The organism is Deinococcus sp. NW-56, from assembly GCF_002953415.1.
Taxonomy (GTDB): domain Bacteria; phylum Deinococcota; class Deinococci; order Deinococcales; family Deinococcaceae; genus Deinococcus.
This window is the reverse complement of record NZ_CP026518.1, coordinates 127,525-150,731: the sequence shown is the minus strand read 5'-3', so window position 1 is coordinate 150,731 and position 23,207 is coordinate 127,525. Positions and strand designations below refer to the sequence as shown.

Annotated in this window: 20 protein-coding genes and 1 pseudogene; 7 read left to right on the top strand and 14 right to left on the bottom strand. The window is 71.5% G+C overall.

Going from position 1 to position 23,207, the window contains the following annotated elements; genetic code table 11:
• Window positions 1-17 precede the first annotated feature (17 nt).
• From C3K08_RS16325 to C3K08_RS16310, 4 genes are all read right to left on the bottom strand, one after another.
• On the bottom strand, window positions 18-497 hold the full coding sequence (locus C3K08_RS16325; RefSeq protein ID WP_104992505.1) for a hypothetical protein: 480 nt from the start codon (window positions 495-497) through the stop codon (window positions 18-20).
• Window positions 498-558: 61 nt separating this feature from the next.
• Window positions 559-936 carry a roadblock/LC7 domain-containing protein gene (locus C3K08_RS16320; protein WP_104992504.1) on the bottom strand — a complete coding sequence of 126 codons (378 nt, stop codon included), beginning with the start codon at window positions 934-936 and terminating at the stop codon, window positions 559-561.
• 17 nt (window positions 937-953) lie between these two features.
• On the bottom strand, window positions 954-1,508 hold the full coding sequence (locus C3K08_RS16315; RefSeq protein WP_104992503.1) for an ATP/GTP-binding protein: 555 nt from the start codon (window positions 1,506-1,508) through the stop codon (window positions 954-956).
• Window positions 1,505-2,167: a hypothetical protein gene (locus C3K08_RS16310; RefSeq protein ID WP_104992502.1), complete on the bottom strand. Its 663-nt coding sequence runs from the start codon at window positions 2,165-2,167 to the stop codon at window positions 1,505-1,507. The genes C3K08_RS16315 and C3K08_RS16310 overlap by 4 nt, the downstream gene beginning before the upstream one ends.
• Window positions 2,168-2,491: 324 nt before the next feature.
• Between C3K08_RS16310 and C3K08_RS16305 the strand changes: the two genes are divergently transcribed.
• Complete coding sequence (locus tag C3K08_RS16305; protein WP_234009288.1) at window positions 2,492-3,673, top strand: ATP-binding protein; 1,182 nt, start codon at window positions 2,492-2,494, stop codon at window positions 3,671-3,673.
• Window positions 3,674-3,680: 7 nt separating this feature from the next.
• Here the strand turns inward: C3K08_RS16305 and C3K08_RS16300 are convergent, their stop codons facing one another.
• A complete protein-coding gene (locus tag C3K08_RS16300) occupies window positions 3,681-4,034 on the bottom strand; it encodes a helix-turn-helix domain-containing protein (protein ID WP_104992501.1) in 354 nt (117 codons plus the stop codon).
• Window positions 4,035-4,144: 110 nt separating this feature from the next.
• On the opposite strand from C3K08_RS16300, the gene C3K08_RS16295 reads away from it, so the two are divergent.
• Complete coding sequence (locus C3K08_RS16295; RefSeq protein WP_104992500.1) at window positions 4,145-4,804, top strand: NAD(P)-dependent oxidoreductase; 660 nt, start codon at window positions 4,145-4,147, stop codon at window positions 4,802-4,804.
• Window positions 4,804-5,715: an NAD(P)H-binding protein gene (locus tag C3K08_RS16290; RefSeq protein WP_104992499.1), complete on the top strand. Its 912-nt coding sequence runs from the start codon at window positions 4,804-4,806 to the stop codon at window positions 5,713-5,715. The genes C3K08_RS16295 and C3K08_RS16290 overlap by 1 nt, the downstream gene beginning before the upstream one ends.
• Before the next feature lie 132 nt (window positions 5,716-5,847).
• Here C3K08_RS16290 and C3K08_RS16285 read toward each other — a convergent pair whose 3' ends face one another.
• The 3 genes from C3K08_RS16285 to C3K08_RS16275 all read right to left on the bottom strand — a co-directional run bounded on the left by C3K08_RS16285 (window position 5,848) and on the right by C3K08_RS16275 (window position 11,749).
• The gene (locus C3K08_RS16285) at window positions 5,848-7,779 is read right to left on the bottom strand and encodes an HD domain-containing phosphohydrolase (protein ID WP_104992498.1); all 1,932 of its coding nucleotides are present in this window, start codon (window positions 7,777-7,779) and stop codon (window positions 5,848-5,850) included.
• Between the two features lie 160 nt (window positions 7,780-7,939).
• Entirely contained in the window at window positions 7,940-9,238 is a 1,299-nt protein-coding gene (locus C3K08_RS16280; protein WP_104992497.1) for a S8 family serine peptidase, read from the bottom strand.
• Between the two features lie 327 nt (window positions 9,239-9,565).
• The gene (locus C3K08_RS16275) at window positions 9,566-11,749 is read right to left on the bottom strand and encodes an amino acid transporter (protein WP_104992496.1); all 2,184 of its coding nucleotides are present in this window, start codon (window positions 11,747-11,749) and stop codon (window positions 9,566-9,568) included.
• A 126-nt stretch (window positions 11,750-11,875) separates the two neighbouring features.
• Between C3K08_RS16275 and C3K08_RS16270 the strand changes: the two genes are divergently transcribed.
• Complete coding sequence (locus C3K08_RS16270; RefSeq protein WP_104992495.1) at window positions 11,876-13,015, top strand: HD domain-containing phosphohydrolase; 1,140 nt, start codon at window positions 11,876-11,878, stop codon at window positions 13,013-13,015.
• Between the two features lie 124 nt (window positions 13,016-13,139).
• On the opposite strand, the gene C3K08_RS18325 is transcribed toward C3K08_RS16270, so the two are convergent.
• From C3K08_RS18325 to glpK, 6 genes and pseudogenes are all read right to left on the bottom strand, one after another.
• Window positions 13,140-13,661, bottom strand: coding sequence for an HD-GYP domain-containing protein (locus C3K08_RS18325; RefSeq protein ID WP_234009291.1), 522 nt, complete (start codon window positions 13,659-13,661; stop codon window positions 13,140-13,142).
• Between the two features lie 151 nt (window positions 13,662-13,812).
• Window positions 13,813-14,826: pseudogene (locus C3K08_RS18665) on the bottom strand (diguanylate cyclase domain-containing protein); the annotation flags it as partial.
• A gap of 629 nt (window positions 14,827-15,455) precedes the next feature.
• Window positions 15,456-16,499, bottom strand: coding sequence for a galactokinase (galK, locus tag C3K08_RS16255; RefSeq protein ID WP_104992493.1), 1,044 nt, complete (start codon window positions 16,497-16,499; stop codon window positions 15,456-15,458).
• On the bottom strand, window positions 16,496-17,602 hold the full coding sequence (gene galT, locus C3K08_RS16250) for a galactose-1-phosphate uridylyltransferase (protein WP_104992492.1): 1,107 nt from the start codon (window positions 17,600-17,602) through the stop codon (window positions 16,496-16,498). The genes galK and galT overlap by 4 nt, the downstream gene beginning before the upstream one ends.
• Entirely contained in the window at window positions 17,595-19,091 is a 1,497-nt protein-coding gene (locus tag C3K08_RS16245; RefSeq protein ID WP_104992491.1) for a glycoside hydrolase family 36 protein, read from the bottom strand. Before C3K08_RS16245 ends, galT begins: the two co-directional genes overlap by 8 nt.
• Window positions 19,092-19,196: 105 nt before the next feature.
• Window positions 19,197-20,723, bottom strand: a complete 1,527-nt coding sequence (gene glpK / locus C3K08_RS16240) for a glycerol kinase GlpK (protein WP_104992490.1) — start codon at window positions 20,721-20,723, stop codon at window positions 19,197-19,199.
• A 267-nt stretch (window positions 20,724-20,990) separates the two neighbouring features.
• On the opposite strand from glpK, the gene C3K08_RS16235 reads away from it, so the two are divergent.
• From C3K08_RS16235 to C3K08_RS16225, 3 genes are read left to right on the top strand one after another with little or no spacing between them, the layout of a single operon-like run.
• Window positions 20,991-21,368: a hypothetical protein gene (locus C3K08_RS16235; protein ID WP_104992489.1), complete on the top strand. Its 378-nt coding sequence runs from the start codon at window positions 20,991-20,993 to the stop codon at window positions 21,366-21,368.
• 59 nt (window positions 21,369-21,427) lie between these two features.
• Complete coding sequence (locus C3K08_RS16230; RefSeq protein ID WP_104992488.1) at window positions 21,428-22,492, top strand: IS4 family transposase; 1,065 nt, start codon at window positions 21,428-21,430, stop codon at window positions 22,490-22,492.
• Window positions 22,493-22,542: 50 nt separating this feature from the next.
• Window positions 22,543-23,175: a GGDEF domain-containing protein gene (locus C3K08_RS16225; RefSeq protein WP_104992487.1), complete on the top strand. Its 633-nt coding sequence runs from the start codon at window positions 22,543-22,545 to the stop codon at window positions 23,173-23,175.
• Window positions 23,176-23,207: the final 32 nt, after the last annotated feature.

Here is a 23,207-nt window from a genome sequence, read left to right as displayed (position 1 = left end):
GAGCAGGCCGGGCGGGGTCAGAGGGGGGAGAAGACGAACTTGTCGCAGCTTCCGCCGCGCAGCACGCTCTCGGTGTGCTCGCCCAGGTACGTCTGGCCGGTGATGGCCTCCAGAGCGCCCCAGACGGCCCCCAGCGTGAAGGTGCACTTGCGGTCGCTGCCCAGCGGCTCGCCCGCCGAGCAGGCCGTGTCCTGGGTCTCGATCACGATGTCCTCGCCCTGCTGGTAGGACCGGGTGACGGCGGCCAGGCAGGTGCCGTTCTTGCCGATGGCGGCGTCCAGCAGGGGCGCGATCTGCTCGACCGGCACGTTGCTGCCCGCGACGCCGAGGTCACTGGCGAGGTTGCGGCCGCGCACCTTGCCCGCGCGGGTAAAGACCACGGCGGCGCCGTCCTCGCCGAGGGTGTCCTCGACGCCGACGATCACGGCCTTGAAGCAGACGATGGAGTTGAAGTCCCCGACAAGGGGGCGCAGGGGCTGGGTGGCGGTTGCAGTCATGGGGGTCTCCTGGCAGAGCGGGGATAGAGGGAGGCGGGCGAGGTGGCTGGGAAAAGGGGCCTTACAGGATGCTGGCGACGTCCTGGGCGGTGTCGCGGGCTTCCATGTGCAGCAGGCCGAGGTTCATGCCGGGGGGCGTCACCACGGCCAGCACGCCCTTGGTGCCCGCCGCGTAGATGTAGACCTGCCCGGAAGCGCCGCTCACGCTCATGTCGGTGAGCTGGCCCGAGCCCAGGGTGTCGTTGATGCGCTTGCCCAGGCCCAGGGCGGTCGCGGCCATCGCGGCCACGCGGTTGGCGTCGGTGCCGTCGCTCATCGCCTGCGCGATGGGGAGGCCGTCCACGGTGGCGATCAATGCGCCGCGCAGTTCGGGCATGGAGGTGCGCAGATTGGTCAGGGAGGCGTTGAGGCGGTCTTGCTTGCTGAGAATCGCGGTCATGGGGGTCTCCTGGGACTTCAGCCGAACGTGGGCTGAGACGAGAGGGTGGATTCGAGGAGGAGCGCCAGCACGTCACGGGCCTGGGCGGGGTCAGTGGCGTTGAGCCCCACGACCTGCTCCTGGGGCAGCCCGAAGTACAGCGCCACGTCGGCCGGGTCCCACACGCGGTCCTGGTCCTGACGGGTCACGCCGACCAGAAAGGGCACCGGGATGCGGCTGGTGATGAAATCGAGGATGCTGCGGGCGTGCGCGAAGTCCTGCGGGCGGTCCCCGGCGACGAGCAGCACCAGCCCCAGGGCGCCTTCGCACAGCACCTCCCACATGAAGCTGAAGCGGTCCTGGCCGGGGGTGCCGTAGAGGTGCAGGTCGTGTCCGCCGAGGTGCAGGGTGCCGAAGTCGAAGGCGACGGTGGTGTTCGTCTTGCCGATGTCCTCGCTGGCCTCGGCCTCGGTGGCGACCACCGGGGTTTGCGAGAGCGTCTGTACGAAGGTGGTCTTGCCCGCCCCGACCGGGCCGGACACCACGAGCTTGAGGGGGGCCTGGGAGGACAGGGAGTTGGAGAGTGCAGTCATGCCCGTGCCCCCCCACCCAGGCGGCGCAGGGCGCCCAGCAGCCGCTGAACCAGGGGTGCCGAGACGGCGGGAACGGGCGCGGCCTCCAGGGTGGCGACGGGTCCCGCCGGGGCGGCGGCGGCCCGCAGCGGCGTGACGAGGCTCGCGCCTCGCAAGCGGTAGAGTGCCGTTTGCACGTCCTGCTCGCTCCAACCCACCTGCCGGGACAGCTCGGCAGCGCTCGCTCCCGTCTCCAGCGCGGGGCGCAGCACAGCCCACGCTCCGGCCAGCGGCGCGGGCACGGGAAGGGTGCCAGACACGGCCACGAAGCGGGTCTCGGCGTGCGGCAGGTGCTCGGGGGCGACCTCCGTTTCGGCCTCCAGCACGCCAGCCAGCGGCAGGTCGTAGAACAGCAGCGCTCCGGCGGCCTGCTCCCGGCGCTGGAACTCGAAGGCTCCGCGGCCCTGCGCCGCGAGTTCGCGCAGGATCTCCCGCGCCCGCTCGCTGTCCATCACCGGAAAGCCGTCGAGGTACAGGGCGCGGAGTTGACCCCGCGTGACCGTGAGTTCCAGGGTGCGGCTGTGGTAGGCCTCGTGGAAGTAGAGCGTGCCCGTCTGAACGGCGAGGACCTTGAGCAGATCGGTCAGCGCGTGGTCTTGCAGGTTGCCGAAGAGGGCCATATCAACTCCTTTCTGCATCGTGAGGGGAGGGAGGATGGAACCGGCGACGCCGAGCCGCCGTTCCTGAACGTGCGAGCAGAGTTTTAGAAATTCTCCAATCACACGTCTGTCACATGTGATGAGGCGTTGATGAGGTGCGCGGTGTCGGTTGGTCCGCTTTTCCAGGGGTGCTGTAAGGTCTGAAGACTCGACATGAAACTTTCTCGTCTAACACACACCCCAGGCTTCTCATTTAATGAGTAATAAATGAGAACAGGCTCCTTAGTTCGGCCGCCGCCAACGCAAACTGTTGGCTGCCCGCACTTCCGCTAGGCTGCCGGGGCGATGCCGCATGACCCGACCACTGACCTCCAGCAACGCGTGCAGGTTCTTGAGGCCGAGCGCGAGGCCTGGCAACACGCCCTGACGCTGTTCAGCGAGGCGCCCGCGCCCTACCTGCTGCTCAACTCACAGGGCCGGGTGCAGGAGGCCAACGCGGCGGCCTGCACCCTGCTGGGGTATGGGGCCGAGGCTTTGCGGGGACGGCCATTCGCGCGGTTCCTGTCCCCAGGAGGGCAGGGCACCTTCGAGTGGCTGCTGGGGCAGGCGGGCGGGCCGGCGCCGCGGGCGCGCGCCGAGGCCCAGCTGCTGCATGCCGACGGCACCCTGCTGGACGTGCTGCTCGACCTCGCCGCCCCGGCACCGGGCAGTGGGCCAGGGCCGCTGCGGTTGATCGTCACCGACATCACGCCCTACAAGGAGGCGCACCGCAGCCTGCTCGACACGGCGGCCAGTCAGGACGCCCAACTGCAGGCCGGGGCCACGCGCTTCCGGGCCGCCCAGCAGGAACTGGAGGGCGTGGTCACGGTGGTCGTGCAGCAACTACAGCTTCCGGTCGCGCGGGCGATGAACTACCTGGGACTGACCCGGCGCGCCCTGGGCGAGGAGGTGCCGGAAGCGGTCGCCCGGCCGCTGCTCCAGAGCGAGCGGGCCGTGCAGCAGATCATCGCGCTGCTCGCCTCGGTCGACCGTTACCTCCAGATGCGCCGAATGCGGCTCGGGCTGCGCCGGGTGGACCTGGAACGGGTGCTCCGGGAGGTCCTCAAGCACGCCCAGCCGATGATGGCCGACCGCCATGTCCATATCACCCACGACCCGCTGCCCACGGTGCAGGGCGACAGTCAGGCGCTGTTTGTGATTCTCGACGAGTACGTCGCCAACGCCCTGAAGTACAGCAAGGGCCGCGAGATCGCCCGCATCCACCTGCGGGTGCGCGAGACGGACACCGAGTACCACATCGGCGTGGAGGACAACGGCGCGGGCTTCAACATGCGCCAGAAAGACCGCCTCTTTCACCTGTTCGGCCGCCTGCACCCCTCGCGCAGCTACGAGGGCACCGGGGTCGGGCTGGTCACCGTGCGGCGGCTGTGCGAACGCTTCGGCGGGCGCGTCTGGGCCGAGGGCAAACCGGACCAGGGGGCGACGTTCTGGTTCGCGTGGCCCAAGCCGCCCGTCCTGCTGGACTGAGGGCCGCTCAGCTCGGGCCAGCGTCCGCTCCGGCCCCCAGTTCCTCAGCACTTCCCCAGCGGGCCATCGCGGCGATGATCTCACCCAGGGCTTCGCCGCGCGGGGTCAGGGTGTAGTCCACGCGGGGCGGGACCTGGGCGTACACGGTGCGGGTCAGCACCCCCCGCTCTTCGAGGTCGCGCAGCCGGGCCGTCAGCGTCTTGGGGGAGATGCGGACCAGGGCGCGGCGCAGCTCGCTGAAGCGCCGGGTTCCCCCCAGCAGTTCACGCACGATCAGGGTGGTCCAGCGCCCACCCAGCACGTCCATCGTGCGCTCCACCCCGCACTCGGGGCGCCGGACCGCCGCGTTGCCGTATTTCATGGTGCCTCCTGGGCCGGTTGCTTTTGGGCCGGTGACTTTCCCAGAGGATACCGGGTTTCACCTTGCCGCCTCCCTTTCCGGCGGGGCAAGGTGCCCTCTAGCGTGGGGCCATGACGGCTGGACTTTCGGAAACGCTGGGGGCCGGGACGACGCTGGCCCTGCTGGGGGGCACCGGGCGCACCGGCCGCCTGCTGATCGACCAGGCGCTGACCCAGGGCCACGCGCTGCGGGTCCTCGCCCGTGACCCGGAGCGGCTGCACCGCCGCGCCGAGGCCCTGCTCCCGGTGCCCGGCGACGCCCGCAACGCCGACGACGTGTTCCGGCTGCTGGAGGGCGCGGACGCGGTCCTGAGCGCCCTCGGCCCGGTACGCGGCGACGGGGCGGGCGTGATGGCGCAGGCGGCGGGGCACCTCGTCGCCGTGATGCCGGGGCTGGGGCTTTCGCGCCTGATCACGCTCACGGGCGCCGGAGTGCGGCAGCCCGGCGACCGCCCCAAGCTGAGCGACCGCCTGATTCGCCGGGCGCTGGCGACCCTGCAGCCTGGCGTCCTGCGTGACGCCGAGGCCCATGTGGCGACGATCACCGCCAGCCCGCTGGACTGGACGGTCGTGCGTGCCCCCCGGCTGGGCGACGGGCCGATTCGACCGCTGAAAGTGGGCCTGGTCGGGGACATCGGCCCCTTCGTCTCCCGCGCCAGCGTGGCGGACTTCATGCTGCGCGAACTGCGGGAGGGCCGCTGGGTGCGGCAGGCCCCGGCGGTGAGCCACTGATGGAGGGCGCGGTCCTGCCGCCCCTGCCCGCGCCGGGAGGCTGGCCCGGCCCGGTCTTCGTGATGGGCGCGGCGGGCCGGGTGGGCGGAGAGATCGTGCGGCAGCTCGCGCCGACCGGGGCCGAACTGTGGGCCGCCGTCCGCGATCCGCAGCGGGCAACGTTGCCTCCCGGCGTGCGTCCGGTGCGCTTCGACGTGACCGACCCGGCGACCTCCCCGGCCCTGCGGGGCGTGGCGGTCCTCTTCGCCATGTGGCCGCCCGGCACCGGGGTCGGTGACCTGGAGCGGCTGTTCGCGGCGGCGCGGGCCGAGGGGGTACGCAGGGTGGTTTTCCTGTCCATCCTGGGGGCCGAGCGCCTGCCCTTCTTGCCCCACCGCCGGATCGAGCGGGCGCTGGAGGCGTCGGGCCTGGACGCCGTGCTGCTGCGCTCGGGGTACTTCATGCAGAACCTGACCGGCATCCACGCGCCCGAGGTCCGCCGGGGCGAACTGCTGATCCCCTCCGGCGAAGGCCGCACCAGCGTGGTGGACGTGCGCGACGTGGCCGCCGTCGCCGGGCGCGAACTGGCCCGGCCCCTCACGGCCCCGGCGGTCCGCGCCTGGAGTCTCACCGGACCGCAGGCCCTGACCTTCACCGAGATGGGGCATCTGCTGGGGGTCGCCCTGAACCGCCCGGTGCGGCACGTCAGCCCTGACCCCGTCACCTTCGTGCGGACCGTGACCGGGTGGGGCATCCCGCGCGGGCTGGCCCTCTTCATGCTCGCGGAGTACACCGTGGCCCGCCTGGGCCTCGCCGCCCGGCTGACCGGCGACGTGCAGGCCGCGCTGGGCCGCCCGCCCATCCCCTTTGCCCGCTTCGCCGAGGACCACCGAGAGGTCTGGTTGGGAGGGGCGACCGCGGAGTCCGGTTAGGCGGTTGTCCCAGCTGTTCACCCCAGGCGGCCCTGCTGGACCGCGAGGCAAAGCGGGCAGGAGCGAAGCGGTCGCCGGGAACGGGAGCCTTCTCTCGGGAGGGTTGGACAGGAACCAGGTGAGGCCGGGGCCTCAGGCCGAGGCGCGGACGATCAGGGGGCCTTCCTCTCCACCGCCCCCGGCGGGGAGGGCCGGCGCGTGGCCCAGGACCACGAGCGCCTCGCGGACCACGGCCGGGTCGAACTGCCACCCGATCTGCGCGGTGAGTTCGGCGAGCGCCTGTTCCTGCGGCCACGCGGCCTTGTAGGCGCGGCGGTGGGTCAGGGCGTCGTACACGTCGGCCACCGCCACGATGCGGGCGACGAGGGGAATGTCCTCGCCGGAAAGCCCACAGGGGTAGCCCCGACCGTTCCAGTGTTCATGATGGTTCTGGGCGATGGTCTCGGCCATCTGCAGCAGGCGGCTCTGGCCCCCGGCCAGGATGCGGGCACCGATCACGGTATGGCGCTGCATCTGGCGGTACTCCTCGGAGGTCAGCGGCCCCTGCTTGAGCAGGATACTGTCGGGAATCCCGATCTTGCCCACGTCGTGCAGCCGCGCGGCGATTCGCAGCAACTCGACCTCCTCCGGCGGCAGTCCCAGCCGCGCCCCGATGGCCGCCGAAAGCTGGCCCACCCGCTGGGTGTGGTCCCCGGTGGTGTCGTCGCGGTACTCGGCCGCCACCGCCAGCCGGGTGACCACCTCGATCTGCGCGAGTTCCAGGCTGCGGGTCCGGTCGCGCACCTCGGCCTCGGCGTCCGCGCGGGCCTCCTCGGCGGCCACCATGCGCAGGCGGTTGAGTTCGGCCTGGTGCTGCGCCCGCTCCACCTCGAAGCGGGCGGTCATGCCCTGGACCCGCTCGTCGACCTCGGCGTTGAGCAGACTGCGTTCACGCCCGTACAGCTGCTCGAGCGCCTGAAAGGCCCGCTCGGTCTGCCCCAGCCGGGCGTGCAACTGGTACAGGCAGCGCAGCGCGTCGCAGCTCGCCTTGGGTCGCCCGATCTCGTCGGCGAGGCCCAGTGCCCGCTCGAATGTGCTCGTGGCCTCGGGCAGGGCTTCCTGCCGGACATAGACCTCGCCCAGATGCAGCAGCACCTCGAGCTGGCCCTCGACATCCCCGGTGTCCAGGGCGATCTGCTCGGCTTCCCGCAGCGCCTCCTGGGCCTCGCCCACCCGGTCCCAGGCCAGCAGCACGCGGGCAAGGCCGTCGAGCGCCGACAGCTCGCCGTAACGGTTCTGCACGGCCCGGGCCAGCTCCAGTGCCCGGCCATAGTGCTGGTGCGCGTCGGCGAGGCGGCCGAGTTCAAAGTCCACGCCCGCCATGTTGAGGACGGCGATGGACTCTGCGTTCTGGTTCCTGCACTTGCAGGCCAGCGACAGCGCTTCCACGAAATAGTCGTAGGCCTTGCCGGGGTCGCGCAGGTCCTGATACAGATTGCCGATATTCAGCAGCAAGCCGTTCTGGACCTTGAGGACAGACTCGTCGGTCTCCGCCAGACTGGTCGAAAGGGTGTAGGCCAAGGTCAGGCAGTGCAGGGCTTCCGGGTACTCTCCCGACTTGGTCAGGAGGTTGCCCATATTGCCCAGGGTTTTCACCTGTCCCAGAAGGGAGTCCCAGGCGCGGTAGGAAGCCAAGATCGTTTCAAGTTCAGCCAGCGCTTTTTGGGACTCACCGGTGGCGTGGTAACAGGCGGCCAACAGATTCCGGAGTTCCACCTGCCGGTCCCGGCAAGGCTCCAGGCGGAGCGCGGCCTGAGCATGGTCATGGGCCGCCGGCCACTCGCCCATATCGGTCAGCAGGTCAGCCAGCAGATAGTGCGTTTCGGCCTGTTCGCCGTCACAGGCCAACTGCCCATACAGGCCCAGGGCCAGTTCGTAGTGCGCGCGGGCCGCTGCGTGATCCTCCCGGGCGCTGTCCCAACGACCAAGCCGGGAAGCGGCGTCGGCCACTTCCCGCAGGTTCCCCCCGGCCTGAGCATCCGTCAATGCCGCCAGCGCGGTTGTATAAGCTTGATCCTCGCCCACGCCTGTCAGGGTAGCGGGGACGCCTCTCAAGACTCTTACTTCCTCAGGCGTCCAGCTTGGAGCTGGCCGGCCTGGGTCAACCGCCGCGCACGGGAGGCGAGGTCAGACGGGGGGGACCCACGGCGAGCCTCCCAGCCTGAACGGCGGGAAGGCTCCACCGCTACTTGACCACGTCCTTGAGGAAGGCTTCGAGGTTCAGCAGGCCCTTTTTGCCCAGCTTGTCCTTGTAGGGCGCGTTCAGGCCGTTGTTGTAGACGTCGTAGGCCTTCTCCGCCATCTTCTTGGTGAGGTCCTTGAGCGGCACGTCGGTCCCCTGCGAGAGCGCGAGGGCCAGCCCACCGGCCGCCATCGGGGTCGCCATCGAGGTGCCGCTCCACGACACCAGCAGCCCGTCCGGGCCGGGCGTGTAGACGTTCTCGCCCAGAGCGACCAGCTCGAGGTTGGCGCTGTAGTTCGAGAAGGAGGACTTGAGCCACCCGGTCGTCACGCTGCCCACGCTGAGGCTGCGCTCGCCCGCGCCGCCGGACACCATGTCATGGGCGGGGTAGCTGATCGCCGGGCGATTCTCGTTGCCCGCCGACGCCACCACAAGGGCGCCGCGCTCGGTCGCCCGCTTGATCGCGTCTTGCACGATGGCCGAACGCTCAGCGCTGCCCAGACTGAGATTGATGATCTGGGCACCCTTGGCCGACGCCCAGTCGATGGCCTGCGCCACCGTCAGCACGTCCCCGGAGCCGTCCGGCCCCAGTACCCGCAGCGGCAGGATCGTCGCCGCCGGCGCGACCTGCAGCACGATGCCCGCCACGCCCGTGCCGTGGCCATAGCCGCCCTCGCCCAGCACGCCTTCCTCGTCGGGAAGGTTGTCTCCCGCATAGAAGTCGCGCCATTCCTCGGCGGGCGCCAGCGACCCGGCGAAGGCTGGATGCTCCAGATCGACCCCCGTATCGATCACGGCGACCTTGATGCCCTGCCCCAGCTTGGGCGCCAGGGTGTGCGCCTGCTCCAGCCGGATGGTCTGGAAATTCAGGGTGTTTTCGGGAATCAGGCTGTACTGCCCCTTGAGCCAGATGGCCCGGCCCTCGGCGGTCCAGCTGCCCAGGTCACCCTTGAGCCAGATGGCCCGGCCCTGCACCGTGGCGGTCATGCCCGCCGAGAAGGCCCCCAGGTTGCTCTCGGGGGTGCCCGCCAGGCTCAAGGTCCGCAGGCCCGGGCCGCTCGCCTGCGCGGCCGAGAGGCCCAGCACGGCGTAGCCCTCGGCCGCGTCAAACATCAGGACCGGGGCGCCGTAGGCAGCTCCCAGCTGCTCGCGGGTCGTGCCCTCGGGAACGCGGACCTGCAGCACGTGGCTGGGCCGGGCCGCCGCCCGCTCCGGCGCGGTGGCCGCTGGTCCCTGCTGCGAGCAACCCGCCAACGCGAGGGCGGAAAGGACAAGGAGTAGTGCGGTAGAGCGCTTGACCATGACAACCTCCGTGAGAATTGACCGGGAAAGCCAACTCGCTTCTCAGAATCCTAACCCACTTCATGCTGGTGGACCCGGTTCAGGAATGGGCATCCTCTTCAGAGTTCGGGGGGAGACGTGGGGGCAGGAGCAGCCCAGCCGCGTTGGCAGGCGCAGCACTGCCCCTACAGAGACATCCCACCTCCAGAAAACTGTCCCGAACCGATCGCCACGTTATCAGGCCCGCCGCACTCATGAGGCGCAAACAGAATCGTCGGCTTGTGAGAACGCTCATGTTTCTTACACGAGAAAGGGCGGGCCGGGTGGCCCACCCCCGCGCCGCATTCGTCAGCCCCCCACGTGAACCTTGGGGCGCCGGGTCAGGTCCGGCTCGGCCACCCGCAGCACCTCGTGGGTGAGGGGCGGGATGTCGCCCGCGCCCGCGAGGAGAAAGCGCAGGGCGTTTTGCGCGGGGCCTTTCTCGCTCCACTCGAAGTAGACGTGTGGGGGCACGCCGGTGTGGTCGCGCACCCACAGCAGCACGGCGGCGAGCGTGTTGGGCACGCTGCTGCCCCGCGCCCGCAGGATGCCGTGCGGTCCCACCCGGACTCCGCAGACCGGGACCACCGCGCTGAAGTCGCTCGCGTCGGTGATCGCCACCTCCAGAAAGAGGGCGGCGTCTCCCGGCGAAAGGTGGTTGTCGAGCCGCACCTCCAGCGCCTTGAGCCGGTATTCCTCGGCGTCGCCCTCGTTGAGGCGGTTGGCGATAAAGCGCAGCGGCAGCCCCCGCGCGACCACGTCCCGGACCATCCGCTGCGCTTCCTCGTCGAGCACCACGCTCTGCACCCGCAGCTCGGTGCTGCGCTGCACGCGCGACGCCGCGCTCACCAGCACGATGGCGAGGACGAACAGCAGGGCGATCCACAGGCCCTCGGGCCGCTCGCGGACCGTGACCACGCTGGTGTAAATGAACAGCAGGCTGATCAGGCCGAAGGCGAGGGCCGCCCCCCGGTGCCCGCGCCGCCGCTCGGTGAGGAAGACCGCGATCGCCGCCGAGGTCATCAGGGCCAGCACGCCCGTCGCGTAGGCCCCCGCCTGCGCGTCCACGTCGGCGCGGAACAGGCCGGTGACCAGGGCGCTGACCCCCACGAACAGCACGACGAGCGGCCGGGTGGCCCGCGTCCAGTCGGGCGCCATGCCGTAACGCGGCAGGTAGCGCGGGACGATGTTGAGCAGCCCCGCCATCGCGGACGCCCCCGCGAACCACAGAATCAGGATGGTGGCGAGGTCGTAGAGACTCCCGAAGCCGTCCCCGAGCCGCTCGTGCGCGAGGTAGGCCAGGGCGCGGCCGTTCGCCTTGCCGGGAGGGGTCTGCACCGTCACGCGGGCGGCCCCGCCCTGCGGGGTCACCGTGACCGTGAAGGGCACCCGGCCCCCCACCGTGTCGGCCTCCAGGGTGTAGGTGCCCGTGCGCCCGGCGGGCAGGGTCAGGGCCTGGACCTCGCGCGGGCGGGTGGGGTGGTCGAGCGGCACGTTCGCCACCGCGCGGCCCGAGCGCAGGTCGGCCGTGCTCACGGTCTTGGTGACGGTGGTCGCCGCCCAGAACTCGTGGCGGGGAATCAGCAGGGTGGTCACCAGGCTGGAGCCCAGCAGCATCACGCTCATGGTCAGGGCAGCGGTGGTGAGCAGCTTGCGGGTGTTGCGGATGCGGCCGCGCGGCTTCTCCGGCCGGTCCCCCGCTTCCCCGCGCACCAGCGGCATCACGACCACGCCGGTCTCGAAGCCCGAGAGGCCTAGCGCAAGTGCCGGAAAGACCAGTAGCGCTGCCCCCGCCAGCGCCAGGGGCGAGAGGTAGGTCCCGCTCAGCGCCCCCCACCAGCCGCCCAGCAGCTCGGGCCGGGCGAGCACCTCGGTCAGCCCGTGCCCCACGACCACCAGGCTGAGGCCCAGGTACACGGCCACGATGCCCACCGCCAGCCCGATGGCCTCCTTGAATCCCTTCAGGAACACGGCCCCCAGCAGGGCCAGCAGCCCCAGGGTCACCCCAACCCGCTGGCCTTCGAGCACGTCGCGCAGCAGGGGCGTTTCCAGCAGGTGCGCGGTGGCGTCGGCGGCCGAGAGCGTGATGGTGATCACGAAGCCGGTGGCGACGAAGCCCAGCAGCGAGAGCACGAGCAGCTTGCCCGGCCAGTACGCCAGCAGCCGCTCGAGCATGGAGAGGCTGCCGTCCCCGTGCGGACTCTCGCCCGCCACCCGGCGGTACATGGGGAGCGCTCCGAAGAGGGTCACGAGGACGAGCACCAGCGTTGCCACGGGCGCGAGTGCTCCTGCCGCGAGCGCGGCGATGCCCGGCTGGTAGCCCAGGGTGGAGAAGTAGTCCACCCCGGTGAGGCACATGACCTTCCACCAGGGCTGGGTGCGGTGGTCCTGCCGGACCTCCTGTTCGCCCTCGTAAAAGCCTTCCGGCTCGGGCGTGTCGGTTTCCAGAAACCAGCGCCGAAAGGCGCCGGAGGGCGCGTGGGACGAACTCATCGGGGGGAGTCTAGGCCCGCCCCGCCCAGCCGCCCACTGGCCAGATGGCCAATCCGGTCGGCCTGCCCTCACGCCAGGCTCACGCGGGTGAGGGTTCTGTGGGACGCCCCCGCCTACAGTGCGCCCATGACGCTGCCCTCTCCTGCCCCTGTCTTCCCGGGGGCCGCCTCGCGCCTCCACGACCGCTCGCAGACCGCCGAGGCGATCGTCTCGCTGACCCGCCTCGCGCTGGGCGCCGGGGACCTCGCGGCGGGGGTGGTGCCCACCCTGGAGCAGCTCGTGCGCGAGACGGCCGCCGTGGGGTCGGCGTACTTCCAGACGGGCGGCGGAGCGCTGAACTACCACGTCCGCGCGGCCACGGGCGAGATGCCGTCCTCGGCGGGGATGCAGGCCATCGCCGCCCACGGCCTCCCCGCAGAGACGCCGCTGCTGCGGGCGCTGGAGGGCACACCCGGTCCCCTGTTTTTCGACGACACGGCCCGCGACCCCCGCGCGGCGGGCTTTCCGGAACTCGGCGTCGCCAGCCTCGCGGCGGCCCCGGTGCGGCGGGGAGACGGGCACCTGCTGGGGGCCTTCCTGATGCACACCTTCGAGCCGCACGTGTGGCAACCGGACGAGGCCGCGCTCTTTACCCTGGTGTCGGGTACCATCGCCTCGCTCGCCGGGCGCCTCGCCGCCGAGGAGCAGGCCAGCGAGGCCCGTGAGGCGGCCCTGCGGGCGCTGGGGCTGGCGCTCGAGGCCCGCGACGGCGAGACCCAGGGCCACACCGACCGGGTCACCGCCCTCGCCCTGCGCTTCGCGGCGGCCCAGGGCTGGAGCGAGGGCGACCGGCAGGCCCTGAAGTGGGGCGCGTACCTGCACGACATCGGCAAGATCGCCATTCCCGACGCGGTGCTGCTCAAGCCCGGCCGCCTCACCCCCGAGGAGTGGGCCACCATGCGCTCGCATGTGCCCGCCGGGGTCGCCTTCGCCGGGGCGCTCACCTTTCTGCCGCCGGGAGCGCTCGCCGTGATCGCCGACCACCACGAGCGCTGGGACGGCGCGGGCTATCCGGCGGGCAAGGCGGGCGAACTCATCAGCCCCGGCGGACGCCTCTTTGCCCTGTGCGACGTATACGACGCCCTGACCAGCCCCCGTCCCTACAAGGCCGCCTGGACGCACGCGGAAGCGGTGGCCGAGCTGCGGGCACAGGCCGGGCGCCAGTTCGACCCGGCTTCCGTGGAGGCGTTCGTCGCGCTGCTGGAAGAGGGTGACCTCCCGGCCTGACCCGGCGCGGCCCGGTCCGCCCCTTCCACGGGGAGGGGGCGGCCTGCCCTGGTGAAGTCCCACCTCCACGCCCGGACCCCGCCGGGTGCCCACCCGTCCTGCCGCGCGGCGTTGCCGGACTGGGTCAGGGAGCCGTGGACCGTGCTTCTCCCAGCGCCTCGCCGGAGCTGACCGCCGCGAGGTCCACCGTCTCCACGATCTCTAGAAAGGCCGCCACGACTGCCGGGTCGAAGTGCCGTCCTGACTGCGCCTGCAGCTCGGCGAGCGCTTCCCCGTGGCTCCAGGCCCGCTTGTAGGGCCGGGCCTGGGTGAGGGCGTCGTACACGTCGCAGATGGCGAAGACGCGGGCGGCGAGGGGAATCGCCTCGCCCGCGAGGCCGTCGGGGTAGCCGCTGCCGTCCCACTTCTCGTGGTGGCTGCGAATCACGTCCAGGGTGCCGGGCAAGAGGCCGCGCAGCCGCCCGGCGATGGCGGCTCCGCGTTCGGCATGCGACTGCATGACCGCCCATTCTTCCGGGGTGAGCTTGCCCGGCTTGAGGAGCACCGCGTCGGGAATGGTCAGCTTGCCGATGTCGTGCAGGGAGGCCCCCTGCCGCAGGGCTTCGAGCCGCTGCCCGCCCAGCCCCAGCCGCTCGCCCAGCGCCACGCTGAGCGCGACCACCCGCTCGGTGTGCCCGGCAGTCTCGAGGTCGCGGGCCTCGAGCGCCACCCCCAAGCGCGAGGACGCCGCTGTGCAGGGCGTGCCGCACCTCTGCCACCGCCCGTTGCTGCTCGGCGGCGTGCCCCAGGCGCCACGCGACCGCCTCCAGCAGGCGGCGAACCTGCGGGGTGATCACCCGCCACGACCCGAAGTTCAGCAGGCCCACCGCGCCCGTCACCCGCCCCCCGCCCCGCACGGGCACGATCACCACGCTCTTGAGTCCGCAGCGGCGCCACGGCGAGAGTGCCGCAGGCTCGGAGGCGTAGTCGCTGCTCCAGACGGTGGTGCCGCGCAGCAGGGCCTGACCGGCCAGCCCGACTCCCTCCCGGTAGATCATCCCCTGCAGTACGGCCAGCGCCTGCGGCTCCAGCGTGCCGTCCACATGCCGGGCCACGAAGCGGTCCCCGTCGCACTCCAGCCGGGCGCTGACATCGAAGCCCAGCAGCCGCCGGGCCAGCGAGAGGCCCTCCTGCACGACCTCCTGGGGGGTCTCCAGCGCTTCGAGCCGGGCGGTGAACTCCTCGACGGTGGGGCCTGGCCCGGCCCCGCCGCCCGCCGCGAGGGCCTGGCGCTCCTTGCTCTCGTACATCGCCGCGTCGGCCAGGGTCAGGGCGCGTTCGAGGGGCGTCCCCTGGCCCACCGCCACCGTGCCGTGCGCGAAGGGGGGGTGAGGGCCGTCGCCTCCCAGGGCCTCCAGCGCCCGGCCCAGCCCCTCCTGCGCTCCCGGCAGGTCGCCTCCGGGACGCAGCACCACGAACTCGTCGCCGCCCCAGCGGGCCGCCACGCCGTCCGGCCCGGCCTCCGTCCGCAGCGCCCGCGCGACCCGGCGCAGGTAAGCGTCGCCCGCCGCGTGGCCCCCCGCGTCGTTGATCGCCCGCAGCCGGTTGAGGTCCAGCATGGTGACCGTGAGGTCGCCCGCCGCCGACAGCTCGGCGTAGCGCCGCGCCAGCCCCTGGCGGTTGGGCAGTCCGGTCAGCGAGTCCCGGTGTTCGCGCTCCCGCTCCTCCTGACGCTCGCGTTCCAGCGCCTCGGCCCGCAGGCGGCCGAGCTGAGAGCGCCGTGCCAGCAGCGTCACCGTCAGCAGCGTGCAGACCAGCGCGAGGACGCTCATGCCCGCCGCCAGGGCCGTGACCCGCCGGGCTTCTTCCTCCCGCGCCGCCCGCATCCCCGCGACGAGGCGGCTCAGCCGCGCGGTATGCAGGTCCTGTGGGGCCGCGCTGTCCTCCCGCAGCACCCCGCCGAGTTCCGCTGCGACCGGGGCCAGCGACCACGGCTCCCCGCGGCTGCGGCTGGGCGGAAAGCCCGGCAACGTGAGGGGCACCGGGGCCGTGCGCTCGCGCACTTCGGTCGCCAGCAGCCGGGTGTGCAGGGTCCGCAGACGCGCGCGGCTCTCCCGCACCTCCCCCCGGGTCCCCGGCGTCAGCTCGCCGGGCGCCGCCGCCTGCCACTCCAGGGCGCGGTGCTGCTGGAGGGCCGCCGTGGTGTCGGCCAGCAGCAGCAGGGTGGTCCGCTCGTGTTCGGCCGAGCGCAGCAGCAGCAGCGTCGATCCCGCGGTCAGCAACGTCAGGCCCAGCAGCGCGGCGGCCCAGCGGCGCGGTCCGGAGTGGGCACGAGCGGGAGGGGCGGCGCCCGGCGTCTCGCGGGTCCCGGCCTGCCACAGGTTGTCCTTCCGCGCTCCGGTCACCTCACCCCCAGGCTGCCCGCCCCCCCCTCACAGGGGTCTGACAGTCCAGCTTCGGCCTACGGCACCACCCGCCGCGCCCGGCCGTCCCCGGCGCCCAGGGCCACGTCCCCCACTGCCGCCGCCGTCCCCACCCGCACCAGCGCGACGAGCGAGCCGCCGAAGCCTGCCCCGGTCATCCGCGCCCCGTACACGTCCGGGTGGGCTTGCAGGGCCGCGACGAGGGCGTCCACGACCGGGTGCGAGACGGCGTAGTCGCCGCGCAGGCTCGCGTGCGAGGCGTTCATCAGTTCCCCGAAGCGCTCCGGGGGCACGCCCGGCTGCACGGCCTCCAGTACCCGCGCGTTCTCGGTGACAACGTGCCGGGCACGCTCGCGCAGGGGAGAAGGCAATCCCTCCACCGCCGCCGGGTCCGTCACGTCCCGCAGCTCGGGCACGCCCAGGAGCCGCGCGGCCTCCTCGACCTGGGCGCGGCGCTCGTTGTAGCCGGAATCGGCGAGCTGACGGGGCACGCCGGAGTCGATCACCAGCACCTCGGACCCTTCCGGAAGGGGCAGCGTCTTGCGGTGCAGGGTTCGGGTGTCCAGAAAGAGCATCTGCCCCGCCCGCGCGAAGGTGCTCGCCATCTGGTCCAGAATCCCCGACTTGACCCCCACGTATTCGTGTTCGACCCGCTGGGCGAGGAGGGCCAGCGCCTCGTCGTCGGCCGTCAGCACGCCGAGTTCGCGCAGCGCCCGCAGCGAGGCCACCTCCAGTGCTGCGCTGCTGGAGAGTCCGGCGGCCATCGGCACGTCGCTCGTCACGTGGACGTTCAGGCCCTCCCGCGCTCCCCCCAGCGCGAGCGCCCCCGCCACGTAGCGGGCAAAGCCCCCGGCCGCGTTCTGCCCGACCCCGAAGGTCGCGTGTTCGTCCAGATCGGCGGCGTAGACGTGGTGCTCGCCCGTCCCGTTGGGCGCCAGGCGCACGGTCGCCTGCTGGGGAATGGCGGTGGGCAGGACATACCCACCCTGGTAGTCGGTGTGTTCGCCCAGCAGATTGACGCGTCCCGGAGCGCGGGCGGTGACGGTGGGGGCGTGGCCGAAAACGTCTTCAAAGCTGTTCATTGGACCTCCAGCCCCCGCAACTCGGCGGCGGCGGCTTCCGGGAATTTGTCGTTGGCGAACTCACCCGCGCCCTGCTCGGTTCCGGCGAGGTACTTCATCCGGCCGGGTGCCCGCAGGTAGGGGTACAGCTCGATGTGGAGGGGAAACTCGGGATGGGCTTCGCCGTCCAGCGGGGCCTGATGCACCGTCAGCAGGTAGGGCATCCGCACGCCGAACAGGGCGTCGAGCCGCAGCAGGGCGTCTTTCAGCACGCGGGCAAAGGCCAGCCGCTCGGTGTCCGTCAGGTCCGACAGCCGCCCCACCGGGCGCGTCGGCAGCACCCACGTCTCGTAGGTATAGCGGGCAAAGGGGGGCACCACGCTGAGAGCCTCACTCCCGTCGCGGATGAGCCGCACCCCTACTTCCCGCTCGGCGGCCACGAAGTCGGCCAGCCAGGGGCGCCCGTGCTCCTCCAGATGCGCCCGCGCTCCCTCCAGCATTCGCGCCTGCACCGGCGGGACATGGTCATAGGCGTAGATCTGCCCATGCGGGTGGTGCAGGGTCACGCCCACCTCCATGCCCCGGTTCTCGAAGGCGAGGACGCTGCGAATCTTGCCGGTCGCCGCCAGCCGGGTGGTGCGGTCGGCCCACACCGCCAGCAGCAGGGCCATCTGCGCTTCCGAGAGGTCCGCCAGCCGCCCCGAGGGGTCCTGGCTGAACACGACCACCTCGCATTTGCCGGTCCCCGCCCGCTCGGAGGGGTGGGCGGGGTGCTCGGGCGGCGGCGCGTCCAGCGTGAGACTGGGAAAGCGGTTGTCAAAGACGGCGAGGTCGTAGCGGCCCTGCGGCAGCTCGGTGGGGTGCTCGGGATTCGTGGTCGGCGCCAGCGGGTTGTACTCCGGCGGCGGGAGGAAGGTGCGGCCCAGGCGGTGCGAGGCGTACATCACCCACTCGCCGCGCAGGGGGTGCCAGCGCATCGTGGGGCGCGGGACCGGGGGGTCCCCGGCGGGGCTGGGAATCTCACCCCGCACCTCAATGGGCTGGAGGCCGTAGAGGGTCAGCGCCCGGCCATCCGGCTTGGTGAAGTCGGCGGCGTGAAAGGGGAGGGGGGCCGTCTCAGTCATGGAACACCTCGCGGTAGCCGTGGGCGGGGACGCCCCCGTCGGCCTTCGGGGTCAGGTTGAAGGTGCCGCGCCCGAAATGGGTCACGGCCCCGCCGAGGCTGCGGGTCAGGGTGCGGGGGCGGTCGGGCGTGCTGATTTCCAGACAGCGCCGCAGCAGCGTCAGCTCGCGCTCGTCCAGCCCGCCCAGGGGGTCGCTGCTCGCCCGCAGGCCGCCGATCACGTCCAGCATCCCGGCGACCGCGCCCCGCTCCTCTTCCGTGAGCAAGCTGCGCTCCCGCCGCACGATGGCGACATCGGGGTCAGGCTGGTACCACGCGTGCTGATACCAGCGCGACAGCGCCGTGTGCAGCGCGTTGCGGGCTGAGGGGCCAGTCGCGTCCCCCAGCCACACCCGCCGCGATTCCTCCTCCCAGTAGGGGGCCACGTCCGGCCCGGTCCGCATGGCGTCTACCAGCCCCACCGAGGCGGCGAGTGGTGCCCCACAGCCCAGCAGGAAGGCATCGTCGCCCGCGCCGTCCCGCAGGGCCTGGAGGCCCATCCGGTACGCCTGCGCCCGGCTCACCGTGGGGTCGTGCCGCACCCCCGGCAGCGCCCCCCCGAACAGGAAGTCCAGCTTGAGATACGGGTAGCCCCACCCCCGCACCGTCGCCGCGAGGTCACGCAGCCAGACGAGCACCTCCGGGTGGGTGGTGTCCAGCGCGTGATGCGGCGTGCCCCAGTTGTGACCGGCGAGCAGCGGCGTGCCGTCCTCCCCGCGCAGCAGCCACTCCGGGTGCTCGGCGGCCAGCCGCGACGTCGGCGCGGCCAGGAAGGGCGCCAGCCACAGCCCCGGCGTGAAGCCCAGCTCCGAGAGCGGCCCCGGCAGGTCGCGGGCGTGCCCGCCGAAGTGGGGGGAGGGGTCCAGCCAGTCCCCGATGCCCGCCTGAAAGCCGTCGTCGAGCTGGAACACGTCGAAGGGGAGGTCGAGGTCGCGGGCCAGCCGGGCATTGTCCAGCACCGCCTCCAGCGTCACGTCCCGGTAGTACGAGTACCAACTGCACCAGACCCGCAGCGGCGGCGGGGTGCGGGCGTTCATGGTCTGCCCCAGCCGCGCGGTCAGGGCTTCCACGGTGCTGATCACGTCGCCGGTTTCCTCCCAGGCGACCTCGGTGGGCGGTCCCTCCTGGGTGCAGGTCACTTCGACGCACCCTTGCCCGGCGCGGGCCTCCCAGTGGGTGAAGGTGCTCGTAGCGTCCCCCGCGCAGCCCACCCAGCCGCCCCCGTCCGGGCGAACCAGGGCAATCAGGGTGTGCGAGCGCCACACGCCCGCCTCGCCGCTGGGGAGGAAGGCGGGGTCGTGGCCCTGTTCGTGCCGCCAGCGCATCAGCGGGACGCTCTGGCGCTCGGTCAGGGGCCGCAGCTCGGCCTCGCTCCACGACTGGTAGCCGCTGACGAGCACGCGCACCTCCTCGGGCGGGAGGGGGAGGGTCCACTGGGTGGGGGGGTGCATGCCGCAGGATACGGTGGGGGAGGCCCACGGCCGGGACCGGGAAGGCTGAAAGGGAAGTTCATCCTCCTGGGGACTGGGGAGTGCCGGGAGTCACCTCCGAGCGGCTCAGCCCCCCTCGTCCTCCTCCCCCTCCGCCCAGCCCCGGCTGCGTTCGACGGCCTGCCGCCAGCGGGCGAGGCGGTGCTCGCGCTCGTCTCCTGCCAGAACAGGCTCGAAGACGCGCTCCCGCTGCCACAGCCGCGCCACATCCTCCACACCCTCCCAGAAGCCCACCGCCAGTCCGGCGAGCAGGGCCGCACCCAGGGCCGTCGTCTCGGTCACGCGCGGGCGCACCACGGGCACGCCCAGCAGATCGGCCTGTACCTGCATGAGGAGGTCGTTGCGGCTGCCCCCACCGTCCACCCGCAGCTCGCGCAGCGGGGCGGCGTGGTCCCCCCGCATGGCGAGCAGCACCTCGGCCGACTGGAAGGCGGTCGCCTCCAGCGCGGCGCGGGCGATATGCGCCCCGGTCGTCCCCCGCGTCAGCCCCACCAGCGTGCCCCGCGCGTAGGGGTCCCAGTGGGGTGCTCCCAGCCCCACGAAGGCGGGCACGAAATACACGCCCCCCGACGTGGGCACGCTGGCCGCCAGCGCCTCCACCTCCCCCGCCTCGCGGATCAGGCCCAGCCCGTCGCGCAGCCAGCCCACCGCCGCCCCCGCCACGAAGACGCTGCCCTCCAGCGCGTAGGTGCGACTGTCCTCCAGATGCCCGGCCCCCAGCTCCCACGCCACGGTCGTGAGCAGGCGGTGTGCGCTGGGCACGGCCTGGGCGCCCGTGTTCAGCAGCAGGAAACAGCCGGTCCCGTAGGTATTCTTCGCCATTCCCGGCGTCAGGCACGCCTGCCCGAAGGTCGCCGCCTGCTGGTCCCCCGCGATCCCCGCGACCGGAATCCGGTGCCCGAAGAGGTGTGCGGCGGTGTGCCCGTAGACCTCCGAGCTGGGGCGGACCTCCGGCAGCAGGGCGCGGGGCACGTCCAGCAGCCCGAGCAACTCGTCGTCCCAGTCCCCGGTATGGAGGTTGTACAGCAGGGTCCGGCTGGCGTTCGTCGCGTCGGTGATGTGCAACTCGCCGCCCGTGAGCTGATAGACCAGCCACGAGTCCACCGTCCCGAAGGCCAGCTCGCCCTGCTCGGCCCTCTGGCGTGCTCCGGGCACATGGTCGAGCAGCCAGCGTACCTTGGTGCCGCTGAAGTAGGGGTCGAGGAGAAGGCCGGTCTTTTCCCGGAAGGTGGCCTCCAGCCCCCGGCCCCGCAGCTCCTCGCACAGCCCGGCCGTGCGGCGGTCCTGCCACACGATGGCCCGGTGCAGCGGCTCCCCGGTGCGGCGGTCCCACAGCAGCGTGGTCTCGCGCTGGTTGGTGATCCCGATGGCCGCCACGTCGGCGGGCCGTGCCCCGGCGCGGGCCAGGGCTTCCTGCGCCACGCCGATCTGGGTGCTCCACAGCTCGGCGGGGTCGTGTTCGACCCAGCCGGGCCGGGGAAAGTGCGGCGGCACCTCCTTCTGCGCGAGAGCCTGCACGGTGCCCTCCCGGTCAAAGAGCAGCGCCCGGCTGCTGGTGGTGCCCTGATCGAGCGCGAGGACGTAACGGGTCATGGAATCTCCGAAGCGGCGGGGCGGGCGAGCAGATCAGGGGAGGAGCGGGTCATGCCCCCGTTCTACAGCGGCGCCCGGGCCGGAGGGGTGGGGCAGCAAGGGTTCTGTCAGGAGTCGGTCTTTCCGCGCTGTTCCTGGCCGCCCGAGGGGGGACTTCGGTGGGAGGTTCGACCCGGTGGCGCGTCCTGCACGGCCTTTTCCCCGGCCCCGATTTGCCGTGGGGTGTGTGACGGGGCTGTGATGGACGGTCTTCTACAGTGGTCCACGATGCGCCGCTCCCGGCTTCAGGTTCCGCTCCTCGAGCCGCTGAGGCTGGTGCTGTGGGCACCCCTGCTCTCCGCGTTGATCGGGCTGGCGATCCTGTTCGGGCGCGGGATCGCCTCGCCCTTTTATGTGGGGCTGCTGGTCCTCGTGATCGTCTTCGACGTGCTGGGGCTGTTCGGACCCGCGTGGCTGCGTGCTCGGCTGCGCGAGCAGTTTCCGGTCGCGTACCTGCTGGTGCTGCTGAGTGCCTGGACCGCGTCGTTCTACCTGTTGCCGGACCACCCCGCCTCCCCGATGGTCCGGCTCGCGGCGCTGATGCACGCGACCACCCTGTACGTCTTCCTGTTCGGGCGGCGTTCGCCCCTGGTGGCCGAGTGCTGACTACTCTTCAAAACGGATGACAGGCAGCAGAAAGTCGGCTCCTATACGGTGTTTCTGCGATGAAAGCACCCAAGAGCCGACCCCCTCACGATACCTTGCAGACCGTTCTGCGGTCTGCCTTCCCCCTTGATGCCCGCCGCTTGATGGTCTTCACCGCCTTGGTCCTGGCGGTCATTCAGGCTCGCACGGTCGTCCTCTACACCCTCAAGACCCATGTTCCGTTGCCAGGTACGCTCACAGCTCGCTACCAGCGACTCTGTCGCTTCGTCCAATTTCCTTTCCCCGAGGGTTTGTTTCCCAGATTTGCGCTGTCCTTCCTGCCGGACGGTCCCGTCGATCTGATCCTCGACCGGACCAACTGGCGACTCGGCCAGCAGGACGTGAACATCCTGCTGCTTTCTGCTGTGTGGAACGGGTTCAGTCTGCCCCTCATGTGGGCATTGCTCCCACATGGTGGGGCGAGTGATTCCCGTACTCGGGAATCACTCGTGTTGCGCTTCCTGACGTTTTGCCCGGATCGGCAGGTCCGGTGCCTGCTGGCAGACCGAGAATTCATCGGCCAGCACTGGTTTCGTTTCCTCGATCAGCACAGCATCGCTCCCTGTATTCGCTTGCCTGCACGCGCCACCATCGGCCAACACCGTCTGCCCGTGTGGGCTGTGTTCAACAAGCTCCAAGTGGGCGAAGTCAGGGTCTGGCGACGCCAGACCCTGATCTACGGTGTGTCACTCCGGGTGGCCGCGACGAAGAACGCGGCCGGGGAGACGCTGTACCTCGCTTATCGGGGGCACGTGGGACCGAATCTCCGACGGTATGCCCAGCGTTGGCAGGCAGAAAACTTGCACTCCGCGCTCAAAACGAGGGGCTTCAATCTGGAAGACACCGGGCTAACCCGTGCTGAACGGGTCTCCACCCTGCTGACGGTGGTCGGTGTGGCGTTTATCTGGGCCTGTGTAACTGGGGAGCTGCTGGTAACCGAGAAAGGCGTACGGATCAAGAAACACGGACACCGCACGGTGTCCGTGTTCCGGCTTGGCCTCGACCATCTTCAAGATCTGCTGCTGCATCCCTCTCGGTCGTCTTGGCACACCCTCGCGACTCTCATGCCGCGTTTTGAAGGGTAGTCAGGGCCGAGTGGCAATCGCTGCTCACGCTGGCCCTCTTCGTAGCGTCGGTGCTGCCCTACAGCGCCCAGAGCTACGGGGGCGGCGGGGCCTTCGACGGGCCGACCCTGCCCCTGACCCTGCTGTTCACCCATGGCCCGCTGATTCTGGCCCTGCGTTCTTTCGCCGAGGCGCGGGTGGCGCTCTCCGAGGCCCGCGTCCGCGCCCAGACCATGCACGACCTCGCGCACCGCGACTCGCTCACCGGGCTGCTCAACCGCCGCGCCCTCGAACGCGACCTCGTGGGATACCCGCGCCGGGCGGGGGCCGTCCTCGCCGTGATCGACGTGGACGGTCTCAAGGGGGTCAACGATTCCCTGGGCCACGCCGCCGGAGACGACCTGCTGCGGCGTTTCGCGGCCGGGTTCGCCCGCGCCGTGGGACCGGGGGGCCGCGCCTACCGCATCAGCGGCGACGAGTTCGCCCTGCTGATTCCCGGCCCGGCCTCTCCCGACCTGGAAGAACTCGCCGAGTCAGTCGCCGCAGAGGTGCGCCGGACCTACCCCCAGGCCGGGGCCAGCGTGGGGGGTGCCCCCTGGCAGGCAGGCGAGAGCGCGAGTGCCTGGCTCGCCCGCGCCGACCGCGCCATGTACCGCCACAAGGAACGGGAACGCCCGCCCGCGCCGCCGGAACATCTGAATTGACCCTCGCCGCCGCCCCGTCGCCCTATCCTGGC

Coding starts and splice junctions, on each gene's coding strand:
- C3K08_RS16325 (WP_104992505.1), bottom strand. CDS start 497: ATGACTGCAACCGCCACCCAGCCCCTGCGCCCCCTTGTCGGGGACTTC.
- C3K08_RS16320 (WP_104992504.1), bottom strand. CDS start 936: ATGACCGCGATTCTCAGCAAGCAAGACCGCCTCAACGCCTCCCTGACC.
- C3K08_RS16315 (WP_104992503.1), bottom strand. CDS start 1,508: ATGACTGCACTCTCCAACTCCCTGTCCTCCCAGGCCCCCCTCAAGCTC.
- C3K08_RS16310 (WP_104992502.1), bottom strand. CDS start 2,167: ATGGCCCTCTTCGGCAACCTGCAAGACCACGCGCTGACCGATCTGCTC.
- C3K08_RS16305 (WP_234009288.1), top strand. CDS start 2,492: ATGCCGCATGACCCGACCACTGACCTCCAGCAACGCGTGCAGGTTCTT.
- C3K08_RS16300 (WP_104992501.1), bottom strand. CDS start 4,034: ATGAAATACGGCAACGCGGCGGTCCGGCGCCCCGAGTGCGGGGTGGAG.
- C3K08_RS16295 (WP_104992500.1), top strand. CDS start 4,145: ATGACGGCTGGACTTTCGGAAACGCTGGGGGCCGGGACGACGCTGGCC.
- C3K08_RS16290 (WP_104992499.1), top strand. CDS start 4,804: ATGGAGGGCGCGGTCCTGCCGCCCCTGCCCGCGCCGGGAGGCTGGCCC.
- C3K08_RS16280 (WP_104992497.1), bottom strand. CDS start 9,238: ATGGTCAAGCGCTCTACCGCACTACTCCTTGTCCTTTCCGCCCTCGCG.
- C3K08_RS16275 (WP_104992496.1), bottom strand. CDS start 11,749: ATGAGTTCGTCCCACGCGCCCTCCGGCGCCTTTCGGCGCTGGTTTCTG.
- C3K08_RS16270 (WP_104992495.1), top strand. CDS start 11,876: ATGACGCTGCCCTCTCCTGCCCCTGTCTTCCCGGGGGCCGCCTCGCGC.
- galK (WP_104992493.1), bottom strand. CDS start 16,499: ATGAACAGCTTTGAAGACGTTTTCGGCCACGCCCCCACCGTCACCGCC.
- galT (WP_104992492.1), bottom strand. CDS start 17,602: ATGACTGAGACGGCCCCCCTCCCCTTTCACGCCGCCGACTTCACCAAG.
- C3K08_RS16245 (WP_104992491.1), bottom strand. CDS start 19,091: ATGCACCCCCCCACCCAGTGGACCCTCCCCCTCCCGCCCGAGGAGGTG.
- glpK (WP_104992490.1), bottom strand. CDS start 20,723: ATGACCCGTTACGTCCTCGCGCTCGATCAGGGCACCACCAGCAGCCGG.
- C3K08_RS16235 (WP_104992489.1), top strand. CDS start 20,991: ATGCGCCGCTCCCGGCTTCAGGTTCCGCTCCTCGAGCCGCTGAGGCTG.
- C3K08_RS16230 (WP_104992488.1), top strand. CDS start 21,428: ATGAAAGCACCCAAGAGCCGACCCCCTCACGATACCTTGCAGACCGTT.